This is a genomic window from Stappia sp. WLB 29 (assembly GCF_023507705.1).
Lineage (GTDB): Bacteria > Pseudomonadota > Alphaproteobacteria > Rhizobiales > Stappiaceae > Stappia.
The window spans coordinates 447994-459545 of sequence record NZ_JALBGD010000004.1 but is presented as its reverse complement, the minus strand read 5'-3'; the positions used below and the strand labels follow the sequence as shown (position 1 = coordinate 459545).

Here is an 11552-nt window from a genome sequence, read left to right as displayed (position 1 = left end):
AATGGCGGGTGAGCGGAGCGGCGGCGGCTCACGCCGGCATCCGCCAGCGCACCACGATGCCGACGACCAGCCCGAACAGCAGGTGACCGATGAGCGAGGCCCAGGTCAAGGTGATGAAGTTCAGGAAGGGCGGCAGGCCGGCGAAGAGGTGCGCCATGATGTAGAGCGCGAAGATCCACAGGCCGACGCCATAGCCCAGCGCCACGACGGGCCAGGGCAGGAACGGCAGGAACCGGTCGGCGATGGGTTTTGCGATGAAGAGATAGCCGAGCGGATAGAACACCACGCCGACGACGAGGTGGATCACCTCGGCAAGGGCGAAGCTGTTGAAGCCGAAGACCGACTGGACGAGCGCCGCCGGCTGCAGCGGACCGCCGACCCAGAGCGGCGTGACGACCCTGGCCCAGACCTCCCAAGTGGCGTCGGCGAGCGCGCCGGCGATGAGGGCGGTGACAAAGGTCGCCAGGGTGAGCGGCGGAAAGAAGCGGGCGGCGGCGTTGGCCGGAGCGGCATGAGATTGCATGGCATCTGTCTCCCGTGGCCGGACGATGCGCCCGGCGGCGAGGACCAACGTGCCGCAAAGGCCCGATCCGCTCAAATCAACGGCCCGCGACAGGACGGGCACGGCGGATCACCGCAGCGCGAGGCCGGAGTGATCCGCCGGGACGCGGTCGCAGGTTCAGCCGTCGGCGCGGGCGAGATCCGGCGCCATGCCGCCGTGCGCTCCGCCGAAGGAGACGCCGAGCGAGGCATGGGCGGGAAGCCGCAGCGGCAGCAGGCAGTCGGCCGGCGTGACCTCCTCCGGCAAACGCCACAGATGCGAGGCAAGCGCCAGACGGCCGGCGGTGTCGCCGGAGGTCAGGCGGGCCAGCGGCACGGCGAAAGCCGGGCCGAGAATGACCGGCAGCAGCGGCCAGACCAGATCCGGGGTGAAGGCGAAGGCCCACACGAAGCCGGCCAGGCCGAACAGGGTCTGCGGCCACAGCTTGGAGGCGCACAGGCCGAGCGGCAGGGTGCGGTTGTCGCGGATCTGCGCACCCCAGCCGATGGCCTTGCCGAAGGGCAGGCCAGCGACGAAGAGCGTGACGGCAACCGCGATGATCGGCGCCATCAGCATGGAGAAGACCAGCTCGGTCACCCAGCTTGCCGTAACGCGCAGGCCGCCGCCAAAGGCGGTTCGCAGCTTCCTGTCGGCCAGGATGTCGAGGAAGGTGGAGATCTTCGGCGCGAAGATCATCGTCACGACGATGACGAAGAGCGCGAAGCCCGCCGTCATATCGAACCGGATCAGTTCGCCGCTGCCGAAGGCCACCAGCACCGCGCCGGTCGCCATGAAGGTCAGCCAGGCCGGAGCGGAGACGAACATCAGGATCGCCAGGAACAGCTGGACGCGGCTGACCGGCTTGAGATCCGGCAGGCCGAGCAGCTTGATGTACTGGAGATTGCCCTGGCACCAGCGCAGCTCGCGGCGGATGAACTCCAGCATGTTGGGCGGGTTCTCCTCGAAGCTCTCGCCCTCGACGGGAAGCACGCGCACCTCGTAACCGGCGCGGCGCATCAGGACCGCCTCGACCTGGTCGTGACTCAGCACCCAGCCGGAGAGCGGGCCCTTGCCCGGCAGCTTCGGCAGATGGCAGTGCTCGGCGAAAGGCGCCACCCGCAGGATCGCGTTGTGGCCCCAATAGGGACCGCAATCGCCCTGCCACCAGGCACTGCCCAGCGTGTAGGAGCGCATGCCGAGGCGCATGCCGAACTGGAAGATGCGGGCGAAGGCGCTGGTGGTCGGCATGCCGACGACCAGCGTCTGCAGGATGCCGACGCGCGGGTTTGCGTCCATGCGCGCGACCATGTCGAGCATCGTATTGGCCGACATGAAGCTGTCGGCATCGAGCACGATGGCATAGTCGTGCGCGGCGCCCCAGCGGTCGAGGAAGTCGCGGATGTTGCCGGCCTTGAAGCCTGGATTCTCCGACCGGCGGCGGTAGAGCACCGGAAGGCGGCCCTCCCAGCGCGCGGCCAGTTCGGCAAAGGCGCGCTCCTCGCGGTCGGCGATCTCCTCGACATTGGTGTCGCTGAGGACATAGAGCGTGAAGCCGGCGGAGCGGCCCGAGCGCACCAGGTCCGCCGCCATCGCGTCCAGCGAGGCGGCGACGTCCTCCACATCCTCGTTTCGGATGCAGGACAGAATGGCGGTCGAGGCGGTGCTGTCGCGGGCGGCATCGCCCGGACGCAGGGTCGAGACGGCGGCGAGCGGGTCGCGCGACAGGCGCATGACCGACAGGCCGATCACCGCATTCCAGAAGCCGATTGCCGTCCAGGGCAAGGTCAGCAGGAAGCAGCCGATCATCAGCCACTCGGCCCAGGTGATGCCGCCGTCGCCGGAAAAGGCGAGGCCCAGCAGCGCGGTCAAACCGGCGATGGTGGCGAGCACGAGGGTGGCGAACACGGCGCGCCGGCGCGCGAGCCTTGCGGCATCGGCGGGCGCAGCCTGGTGAAGGTCCGGGGACGGCGCAATGACGCCGTTGCCGGAGGAATCCGGTGTGAGGTAAGTCGGCAACCTGCTCTGGAACATGAAACACAACCTCGTAAACAGATGGTCGGCGATAGCGGATGCCCAGCTCCGTCTGTTGCGCTATACGTTGCCCCGGACTAAGGAGGATTTGTGACGCAGCGCAGCATGCCGAATAAATTTTCTTGCAACGCACAAGCGCTCTGGACCACGGGTCCGGAAACGCTGGAATTGCGCCCGCAGGATGTGCGGAGGCCGGCTGGGGACGAAGTGCTGGTTCGCACTTTGTGGAGCGGCGTGAGCCTTGGAACCGAGCGGCTTGTGTTCACCGGAGCGGTGCCGGAAAGCGAATGGCAGCGCATGCGCGCGCCGTTCCAGGAGGGGGATTTCCCCTTCCCGGTCAAGTATGGCTACGCCTGTGTCGGCGAAATCGTCGAGGGCGATCCGGCCCGAACCGGCGAAACCGTTTTCGTTCTCCATCCCCACCAAACCCATTTCGCCGTTTCCGGTTCCGCCGCCGTGCCGGTTCCAGGCGGCGTGCCCGCGGTGCGGGCGATCCTGGCGGCCAACATGGAGACCGCGCTCAACGGGTTATGGGACGGCGGCGCCTCACCGGGAGATCACGTTGCCGTGGTCGGAGGCGGGGTCGTCGGGCTGCTGGTCGCCTATCTGGCCACCCGCCTGCCCGGCACACGGGTGACGGTCGTCGACACGGATCCGGCGAAGGAACCCTGCGCCCGCGCGCTCGGCGCAGGGTTTGCGCTGCCGGGCGAAGCGCCGCCCGAGCAGGATCTCGTCTTCCACACCAGCGGCCACCCCTCCGGCCTCGACACCGCACTTTCCCTGGCCGGACGCGAGGCGAAGGTGGTGGAGATGAGCTGGTACGGCGCCAAGCCCGTTACCGCGCATCTGGGCGGCGGCTTCCACAGCCGGCGGCTGACGCTGCGCTCCAGCCAGGTCGGCAGCCTGCCGCCCGACCGACAGGCGCGCTGGACCTATCGCCGGCGCATGGAGACGGCCCTGTCACTTCTGCGTGACCCGGCGCTCGACGTGCTGATCTCGGCGCCGATTTCCATCGAGGAGGCGCCCGTCCGGCTGCCGGAGATCTTTGCCGGCCGGGTTCAGGTGTTGGCGCAGCCGATCCGCCACGGGGCGGAAAACGACGTGAAAAACAACGGCGAGACGTCCGCCGCGCCCTGATGTCGGCGCAATTCGACGTCACATGCGCGCCGCACCGACCCGGACGCGGCCGTCTTGCGTAACGTCACCAGCCCTCCCGCCTCCGCCCGGTTCCAACAGGAGATCCCGACACATGCACGCCGTCGAAGTCCGCGACCACATCATGATCGCCCATTCCTTCAAGGGCGACGTCTTCGGCCCCGCGCAGCAGCTGCACGGTGCGACCTTCGTCGTCGATGCCGCGTTCTTTTCGCAAGAACTCGACGCAAACGGCATCGTCATCGACATCGGCCGCGCCCATGAGGTGCTCAAGGAGACGCTGACGCCGCTGAACTACCGCAATCTCGACGACGTGCCGGAGTTCAAGGGCAAGAACACCACCACCGAGTTCCTGAGCCGCCACATCTTCGACGCGCTGGCGCGGGCCGCGCGCGAGAACCGGCTCGGACGTCCCGGCAACGAGCTGACCTCGATCCGCGTGACGCTGCACGAATCCCATGCCGCACGGGCCTGGTACGAAGGCAAGATCTGATGACGGCGGCAGCCCGGCTCACTTTTCTCTATCCGGGCCGGCTGGAGACGCCGACCGGCGGCTATGTCTACGACCGCGAGCTGCTTGCCGCGCTTGAGGCCGGAGGCACAAAGGTGACGGCGCTGACGCTGGGCGAGGGCTATCCCGCGCCCTCGCCGGCCACGCTGGCAGCCGGCGAGCGTCTGCTCGCCGGGCTAGCCGACGGCGAGGTCGTGATGATCGACGGGCTGGCCTTCGGCGTGATGGATGCCATCGCCGCCCCGCATGCACGGAGGCTGCGCCTGATCGCCCTCGTCCACCACCCGCTGGCCCATGAGAGCGGGGTGCCGCCGATGCGGGCGGCGGAGCTGCATGCCAGCGAGCGCCGGGCGCTGGCGCTGGCACGCCATGTGGTGACGACAAGCCCGACCACAGCGGCCGCCGTCGCGGCCGAATTCGGGGTGGCCCGCGAGCGCGTGAGCGTGCTGGAGCCGGGCCTCGTCCTGCCCCCGCCGCGCACGCGGCGCGCCCGGCAACCGGGCGATCCGTTCCGGCTGCTGTCGGTCGGCTCGCTGGTGCCGCGCAAGGATCACCCGACGCTGCTGGCGGCCCTTGCCGACCTGCGCGACACGCGGATCACGCTGGACATCGCCGGCAGCGCCGATCTCGACCCGGCCCACGCGAGCCGGGTGCGCGCGGAGATCGACCGGCTCGGGCTGTCGCAGCAGGTGCGCCTGCACGGGGCGCTGCCGAAGGCAGCGCTCGACGCGCTTTACGCCGAGGCGGATGCCTTCGCGCTGACGACGCTCTACGAAGGCTACGGCATGGCCTTCGTCGAGGCGATGGCGCACGCACTTCCCGTCATCGCGACCGGCGCGGGCGCAGTGCGCGATACCGTGCCGACCGCGGCGGGCCTCCTGTGCGAGGCCGGCGATGCGGCTGCCGTCGGTTCGGCGATCCGACAGCTGGCAGACGATCCGCGGCGCACCGAAACCATGGCACAGGCGGCACGCGCCCATGCGCAGGGCCTGCCGGGCTGGCAGGACCAGGCCCGGCGGCTCGCCGCCCTGATTGCGGAGATTGGACGATGAGCGGCTTTTCCGGCGACTGGCTTTCGGCGCGCGAGCCGGCCGACCTGCGGGCGCGCAACGCGGCCGTGCGCGAGGCCTTTCTCGATCACCTCGAGGCATGCGCCCGCAAGAAGGGCGACGCGCCGCTGGTGATCCTCGACCTGGGCGCGGGAACCGGCGCGACCATGCGCGCGCTGCACCCGCATCTGCGCTTTCCCACCAGCTGGCGGCTCGCCGAGCACGATCCGGTGCTGATGGCGCTGGCCGGCGAGATGGCCGAACGCGACGGACTGGCGGCCGAGATCGTCGCGGCGGATCTTGCGCCGGGGCTTCCGGCCGAGCTGCTGTCCGGGATCGATGCGGTGACGACCTCCGCCTTCCTCGACCTCGTCTCGGCGCAATGGATCGACGGGTTGGCTGAGACGCTGGCCGGACGGGGCCTGCCGTTCCTTGCCATGCTCACCTATGACGGGCGGCAGTCGCTGGAGCCTGCGCATCCGTTCGACGAGACGGTGCGCGCGGGGATGCTGGCGCATCAGGGCAGCGACAAGGGCTTCGGCCCGGCGCTGGGGCCGAAGGCGCATGCCCATGCGGCAGCGGCCTTCCGCAAGGCGGGCCTGCATGTCGAGGAGGGGGCAGCCGACTGGGAAGCCCTGCCCGGCGAGAGCGCGTTCCAGACGATGCTGGTGGAGGGCTGGGCGCAGGCGGCACGCGAAACCGGCGCGGATGCGGCGGACGTGGAGGCGTGGCTTTCGCTGCGGCTGGAGCAGATCCGCTCAGGCGAGCTGGTGACCCGGGTCGGCCATTTCGACCTTGCCGCCCTGCCCTCGACCTAGGATCAGGTCAGGTTCTTCAGCCAGGTCAGGGGCTCGGAAAACTCCACCCCCATGAGGTTGTCTTCCTGCCAGATAACCTTGACCGGGGTGCGGATGTTCTCGGGAAGGAAGACGAGGTCGACAGCCTCGCTGCGGGTCAGCGGCGTTTCCAGCTTCAGCCGGGCGCCATGGGCGGAAAGATTGACGATCCGGCAGTCGATGCCGAAACCGCCCTTGCCCGCCAGAACGAGCCGCCCCTGCTTGAGAGTCCTGACCCGGCTGCTGCGCCGGGCCTCGTCCTCGCCCTCTGCCATATCGATCTCCACATTCCGGTTGCGGCAAGAGAGCCGCAGTCTGCCCCAGTTCCGGAACCACGCTTCGGTTGTCGGCCCCCGGACCACCGAACGTCAAGAGATCGCAGGAAATTTTTCCCCTGCCATTCCGCTTCTGACATTGCGCCCCTGCACGGAGCGGCGAGGCGGCGTCAGGCGCGCTCGATGGCGCAGGCGATGCCCTGGCCGACGCCGATGCACATGGTGGCAAGCGCGCGGGCCTTGCCGCGCTCGGCCAGCTCCAATGCGGCCGTGCCGACGATGCGCGCGCCCGACATGCCGAGCGGATGTCCGAGCGCGATGGCCCCGCCATTCGGATTGACGTGGGCAGCATCGTCCGCCAGTCCCAGCTCGCGCATCACCGCCAGCCCCTGGGCCGCGAAGGCCTCGTTCAACTCGACGACGTCGAAATCCGCAATGGACAGGCCGAGCAGCGCCATCAGCTTGCGCGTCGCCGGCACCGGGCCGATGCCCATGACGCGCGGCGGCACGCCCGCCGTCGCACCGCCGAGGATGCGGGCGATCGGCGTCAGGCCGTAGGCCTTCACCGCCTCTTCGGAGGCGATCAGCAGCGCGGCGGCGCCGTCATTGACGCCCGACGCGTTGCCGGCGGTCACCGATCCGCCCTGGCGGAACGGCGTCGGCAGCTTGGCGAGCTTTTCGGCCGTGGTGCCGGCACGCGGGTGCTCGTCGCGCTCGACGACGACGGGATCGCCCTTGCGCTGCGGGATGGTGACCGGGACGATTTCGCGGGCGAGACGGCCGTTTTCCTGGGCCGCAACGGCGCGGTCCTGCGAGCGGGCGGCGAAGGCATCCTGGTCGGCACGCGCGATGCTGTAGTCCTCGGCGACGTTTTCCGCCGTCTCCGGCATGGAATCGATGCCGTATTGCGCCTTCATCACGGGATTGACGAAGCGCCAGCCGATGGTGGTGTCGTGGATTTCCGCATGGCGGGAAAAGGCGCTGTCGGCCTTGGGCAGGACGAAGGGCGCACGGGACATGCTCTCGACGCCGCCGGCGATCATCAGATCCGCCTCGCCGGTGCGGATGGCACGGGCGGCCATGATCACCGCATCCATGCCCGAGCCGCACAGGCGGTTGACCGTGGTGCCGGGCACCTCGACCGGCAGGCCGGCAAGAAGCGCTGCCATGCGCGCGACATTGCGGTTGTCCTCGCCCGCCTGGTTGGCGCAGCCGTAGACGACATCGTCGACGCGCGCCCAGTCGACGCCGCCATTGCGCTCGACCAGGGCGCGGATCGGCACGGCACCGAGATCGTCCGCCCGCACCGAAGACAACGCGCCGCCGAAGCGGCCGATCGGCGTGCGGACATAGTCGACGATATAGGCATTGCGCATCAAAGACCTCCCTGGTCCGCCCGGACCGTTATTGCCGGCGTCTTTTTCCCCGCCCCGCAGGCGGGCGTCAACGCCCCTCGTCGGCATATAATAATTGATCGACCGGACGGTCAATTAAAACAGCAGATGCAGGACGAGAGCCCTGCGCAGACACGATCGCCCCGGAGCCGGGCCGGACACGCGGCTGCGTGCGCCGGCCAGCGTCCATTCCGGCAGCCCGAATACGATCCTTCCGGGTAAAAATTCCGCATTAACCTTAAGAAATTTAGGGAACTCGTCTGTATTCACATTTAGATATTTTCAATGAGGACGTGCGACAACACGGGCAACGCCGGAACTCCGGACAAAACATTTCATCTTGCGCGAAATCTACAGGAGCATGACAATGCCGATCATCGAAGACGTGCGACAGATCATCGCCAGCCACGGCAAGCTTCCGGTGGATGTCGCCACGCTGGCCGACGACGCGGATCTTTATGCCGCGGGCCTGTCGTCCTTCGCATCCGTGCAGCTGATGCTGGCGCTGGAAGAGCGGTTCGACATCGAGTTCCCCGAGACCATGCTCAACCGCAAGACCTTCTCCAGTATCGGCGCGATCTCCTCGGCGGTGGCCGAACTCGCACCGGACGAGCAGGTGGCGTGATGACCGTGCTCGGCTCCGCAAAGGCCATGACGCTGTGCGAGCGCATGCGGCGGGTGGCAGCGATCGCCGCCACCCATGCGGATGCGGTCGACACCGCGGCGCGCTTCCCGCGCGAGGCGGTCGATGCGATGCGGCACGAACGGCTGCTGGGATGCCAGATCCCGGTGGAGCTGGGCGGCGACGGCGCGTCGGTCGCGGAGATTTCCGAGCTTTGCGCCATTCTCGGGCAGGCCTGCGCCGCGGCCGCGATGGTCTTCGCCATGCACCAGATCAAGGTCTCGAGCCTGGTCAGCCACGGCGAGGAGGACGACTGGCACCGCGGCTTCATGGTCCGCGTCGCGGCCGAACAGCTGCTGCTCGCCTCGGCAACGACGGAAGGGGGCATCGGCGGCAACCTGCGCAACTCGATCTGCGCGATCGAGGTGGACGGCGACACCTGCCGGCTGCAGAAGGACGCCACCGTCATCTCCTACGGCACCGAGGCCGACGCCATTCTGATCACCTCGCGCGCGCACCCGCAAGCCGCCTCCAGCGACCAGGTGATGACCGTCTTCCTGAAGGACCAGTACACGCTCGAGCGCACCCATGTGTGGGACACGCTGGGCATGCGCGGCACCTGCTCCGACGGCTTCCTGTTCAAGGGCGAGGCGCCGGCGAAGCAGATCCTGCCCCGACCCTTCGCCGAGATCGCCGCGCAATCGATGCTCGCCCATTCGCACATCCTGTGGAGCGCGGTGTGGTACGGCATCGCCGCCGATGCCTTCGCCAAGGCGCAGGCCTTCGTGCGCGCCGCCGCCCGCCGCAGCCCCGACCAGGCGCCGCCCGGCGCGCTGCGCGTCGCCGAGGCCTCGGCCCTGCTGCAGGGCGTCAAGGCCAGCATCGTGGCGGCCATCGAGAAATACGACGCGGCGCGGCTCGACGAGGACAAGCTCTCGGCCATGAGCTTTGCCGTGGCAATGAACAACCTGAAGATCGCCAGTTCGCAGACGATCCTGTCGATCATCAATCACTGCATGCTGATCTGCGGCATCCTCGCCTACAAGAACGGCACGCCCTACAGCCTCGGCCGGCACCTGCGCGATGCGCATTCGGCCCAGCTGATGATCTCCAACGACCGCATTCTCGGCAACACGTCGACCATGCTGCTCGTGCACAAGCAGGACACCAGCCTTTACGGCTGATCGGGAGGGACCCATGGACATGCAGAGCTCGCTGCTCGACCGGCTGCTCGACGCCGGCCTGCTGATCGATACCGGCATCGACGGCCTCTATGGCCGCAGCGGCGCCTTCGAGGACGTGATCGCGCGCTTCGAGAAGCTGATCGACGCCCATGCGCCGGCAGACGCGCGCCCGGAGGTGATCCGCTTCCCGCCGGGCATGAACCGCAAGCATTTCGAAGGCTCCGGCTACATGAAGAGCTTCCCGCAGCTGGCCGGCACGGTGCACAGCTTCTGCGGCTGCGAGCTCGACCACATGAACCTGTTGCAGTGCATCGCCGAGGGCGGCGACTGGACGGAAGGACAGAAGGCCACCGACGTGGTGCTGACGCCGGCCGCCTGCTACCCGCTCTATCCGGTGGTGGCCAAGCGCGGACCGTTGCCGGCCGGCGGCGGGCTGTTCGACCTGCAGTCCTACTGCTTCCGCCACGAGCCCTCGAAGGACCCGGCCCGCATGCAGCTGTTCCGCATGCGCGAGTTCGTGCGCATGGGCACGCCGGACCAGGTGATGGAATTCCGCGAGGACTGGATGGAGCGCGGGCAGAAGCTGATCTCCGCCGTCGGCCTCGATGTCGAGCTGGACACGGCGAACGATCCGTTCTTCGGCCGCGCCGGCAAGATGATGGGCAACAGCCAGCGCGAGCAGAAGCTGAAGTTCGAGTTGCTGATCCCGGTGACCTCGTCGGCCAACAAGACCGCCTGCCTCAGCTTCAACTACCACCAGGACCATTTCGGCACGACCTGGGGCCTCACGACCGCCGACGGCGCGACCGCGCACACGGCCTGCGTCGGCTTCGGCCTGGAGCGGATCACGCTTGCGCTCTTCGCCCGCCATGGGCTGGAGACGGCCGACTGGCCGGCGGACGTGCGCAAGGCGCTGTGGGGCTGACCATGCCCGCATTCGACAGGCTCGCCGCCCTTCGGGCCGACGGCTACCGGCCGCATCCCCTGCATGACGCGGGGCGGATGTGGCCGGAGACCAACTGCTATGTCGATCTGTGGATCGAGGTGCTGCATGCGCTCGGCCTGCCGGTGGAGGCGATGCTCGGCTTCACCGTGACGCAGGATTTCGAGGGCGACCAGTTCACCTTCTTCAAGGTGCCGCTGGAGGATCTCGAGGCACTCTACGGCATCCGTGCGACGGAACTGGCCGTCTACGAGCCGGTCGAGCGGCATGTGGCGACGCAGATCGCCCGCGGCCGGCTCTGCCTCGTCGAGGTGGACAGCTATTTCCTGCCCGACACGCAGGGCGTCAGCTACCGCATCGAGCACGGCAAGACGACGGTGGCGATCACCGCGCTGGACGAAGGCGCCAAGCGTCTGCGCTACTTCCACAATGCCGGCTTCTTCGAACTGGAAGGCGAGGACTTCGACGGCGTGTTCCAGCGCGGCGAACACGCCCAGCCCCTCCCCTTCCTGCCCTATACCGAATTCGCGAAATTCCCCGAGGCTGCACCGGCCGGCGATCCGCGCGAGACCGCCTGGAAGCTGCTTGCCGGGCATCTGGCCCGGCGGCCGAAGGACAATCCCTTTGCCGTCTATGCATCGGGCTTCGCGGCCGAGATCGAGGCCCTGTCGGAGCGTCCCTTCGAGGCCTTCCACAAATACGCGTTCAACACGCTGCGCCAGGCGGGCGCCAATTTCGAGCTGGCGGCGAGCCATCTCGACTGGCTTGCCGAGGACGGCAGCCTTGCGGCGGAGGCCGGCGCGGCACGAGCCATCTCCGAATGCTGCAAGACGCTGCAGTTCCAGCTGGCAAGGGCGCTGGCGCGAAAACGCTTTTCCGGGCTCGACGAGGCCTTGACCCCGGCGGCAGCGGCCTGGGACACGCTGATGACGGGGCTGGAAGAGAAACTTCCCTCCCGCCTGCGCACGCTCGCCGCGTGACGCTGCGGCCGCGCGGGACTGCCCAGTACCG

At 68.4% G+C, this 11552-nt stretch carries 12 protein-coding genes; 8 read left to right on the top strand and 4 right to left on the bottom strand.

Translation table 11 applies throughout. The annotated features are described in order from the left end of the window. Positions 1-28: 28 nt before the first annotated feature. Positions 29-523, bottom strand: coding sequence for a hypothetical protein (locus MNI96_RS10840; protein WP_249692933.1), 495 nt, complete (start codon positions 521-523; stop codon positions 29-31). A 156-nt stretch (positions 524-679) separates the two neighbouring features. Continuing rightward, a complete protein-coding gene (mdoH, locus tag MNI96_RS10835; protein ID WP_249692931.1) occupies positions 680-2572 on the bottom strand; it encodes a glucans biosynthesis glucosyltransferase MdoH in 1893 nt (630 codons plus the stop codon). Between the two features lie 234 nt (positions 2573-2806). Here mdoH and MNI96_RS10830 point away from each other — a divergent pair, with 234 nt between their 5' ends. The 4 genes from MNI96_RS10830 (at position 2807) to MNI96_RS10815 (ending at position 6105) form a co-directional block, all read left to right on the top strand. Next, a complete protein-coding gene (locus MNI96_RS10830) occupies positions 2807-3709 on the top strand; it encodes a zinc-dependent alcohol dehydrogenase (RefSeq protein ID WP_249692929.1) in 903 nt (300 codons plus the stop codon). Between the two features lie 112 nt (positions 3710-3821). After that, positions 3822-4220 (top strand): 6-pyruvoyl trahydropterin synthase family protein, encoded by a 399-nt coding sequence (locus MNI96_RS10825; RefSeq protein WP_249692927.1) that lies wholly within the window; start codon positions 3822-3824, stop codon positions 4218-4220. Beyond that, the gene (locus tag MNI96_RS10820) at positions 4220-5290 is read left to right on the top strand and encodes a glycosyltransferase family 4 protein (RefSeq protein WP_249692925.1); all 1071 of its coding nucleotides are present in this window, start codon (positions 4220-4222) and stop codon (positions 5288-5290) included. The genes MNI96_RS10825 and MNI96_RS10820 overlap by 1 nt, the downstream gene beginning before the upstream one ends. Beyond that, on the top strand, positions 5287-6105 hold the full coding sequence (locus MNI96_RS10815; protein ID WP_249692923.1) for a small ribosomal subunit Rsm22 family protein: 819 nt from the start codon (positions 5287-5289) through the stop codon (positions 6103-6105). Before MNI96_RS10820 ends, MNI96_RS10815 begins: the two co-directional genes overlap by 4 nt. 2 nt (positions 6106-6107) lie before the next feature. Here the strand turns inward: MNI96_RS10815 and MNI96_RS10810 are convergent, their stop codons facing one another. Further along, on the bottom strand, positions 6108-6398 hold the full coding sequence (locus MNI96_RS10810) for a PilZ domain-containing protein (protein ID WP_249692922.1): 291 nt from the start codon (positions 6396-6398) through the stop codon (positions 6108-6110). Between the two features lie 170 nt (positions 6399-6568). Continuing rightward, positions 6569-7774, bottom strand: coding sequence for a 3-oxoadipyl-CoA thiolase (gene pcaF, locus MNI96_RS10805; protein ID WP_249692920.1), 1206 nt, complete (start codon positions 7772-7774; stop codon positions 6569-6571). Between the two features lie 385 nt (positions 7775-8159). Between pcaF and MNI96_RS10800 the strand changes: the two genes are divergently transcribed. From MNI96_RS10800 to MNI96_RS10785, 4 genes are read left to right on the top strand one after another with little or no spacing between them, the layout of a single operon-like run. After that, positions 8160-8417 carry an acyl carrier protein gene (locus MNI96_RS10800; RefSeq protein ID WP_283776423.1) on the top strand — a complete coding sequence of 86 codons (258 nt, stop codon included), beginning with the start codon at positions 8160-8162 and terminating at the stop codon, positions 8415-8417. Further along, entirely contained in the window at positions 8417-9598 is a 1182-nt protein-coding gene (locus MNI96_RS10795; RefSeq protein WP_249692918.1) for an acyl-CoA dehydrogenase family protein, read from the top strand. The genes MNI96_RS10800 and MNI96_RS10795 overlap by 1 nt, the downstream gene beginning before the upstream one ends. 13 nt (positions 9599-9611) lie before the next feature. Continuing rightward, the gene (locus MNI96_RS10790) at positions 9612-10523 is read left to right on the top strand and encodes an amino acid--[acyl-carrier-protein] ligase (protein WP_249692916.1); all 912 of its coding nucleotides are present in this window, start codon (positions 9612-9614) and stop codon (positions 10521-10523) included. A 2-nt stretch (positions 10524-10525) separates the two neighbouring features. Beyond that, positions 10526-11521, top strand: a complete 996-nt coding sequence (locus MNI96_RS10785; RefSeq protein WP_249692914.1) for a DUF1839 family protein — start codon at positions 10526-10528, stop codon at positions 11519-11521. Positions 11522-11552 lie beyond the last annotated feature (31 nt).

Coding starts and splice junctions, on each gene's coding strand:
- MNI96_RS10790 (WP_249692916.1), top strand. CDS start 9,612: ATGGACATGCAGAGCTCGCTGCTCGACCGGCTGCTCGACGCCGGCCTG.
- MNI96_RS10820 (WP_249692925.1), top strand. CDS start 4,220: ATGACGGCGGCAGCCCGGCTCACTTTTCTCTATCCGGGCCGGCTGGAG.
- MNI96_RS10810 (WP_249692922.1), bottom strand. CDS start 6,398: ATGGCAGAGGGCGAGGACGAGGCCCGGCGCAGCAGCCGGGTCAGGACT.
- MNI96_RS10840 (WP_249692933.1), bottom strand. CDS start 523: ATGCAATCTCATGCCGCTCCGGCCAACGCCGCCGCCCGCTTCTTTCCG.
- MNI96_RS10825 (WP_249692927.1), top strand. CDS start 3,822: ATGCACGCCGTCGAAGTCCGCGACCACATCATGATCGCCCATTCCTTC.
- MNI96_RS10785 (WP_249692914.1), top strand. CDS start 10,526: ATGCCCGCATTCGACAGGCTCGCCGCCCTTCGGGCCGACGGCTACCGG.
- pcaF (WP_249692920.1), bottom strand. CDS start 7,774: ATGCGCAATGCCTATATCGTCGACTATGTCCGCACGCCGATCGGCCGC.
- MNI96_RS10800 (WP_283776423.1), top strand. CDS start 8,160: ATGCCGATCATCGAAGACGTGCGACAGATCATCGCCAGCCACGGCAAG.
- MNI96_RS10795 (WP_249692918.1), top strand. CDS start 8,417: ATGACCGTGCTCGGCTCCGCAAAGGCCATGACGCTGTGCGAGCGCATG.
- MNI96_RS10815 (WP_249692923.1), top strand. CDS start 5,287: ATGAGCGGCTTTTCCGGCGACTGGCTTTCGGCGCGCGAGCCGGCCGAC.
- mdoH (WP_249692931.1), bottom strand. CDS start 2,572: ATGTTCCAGAGCAGGTTGCCGACTTACCTCACACCGGATTCCTCCGGC.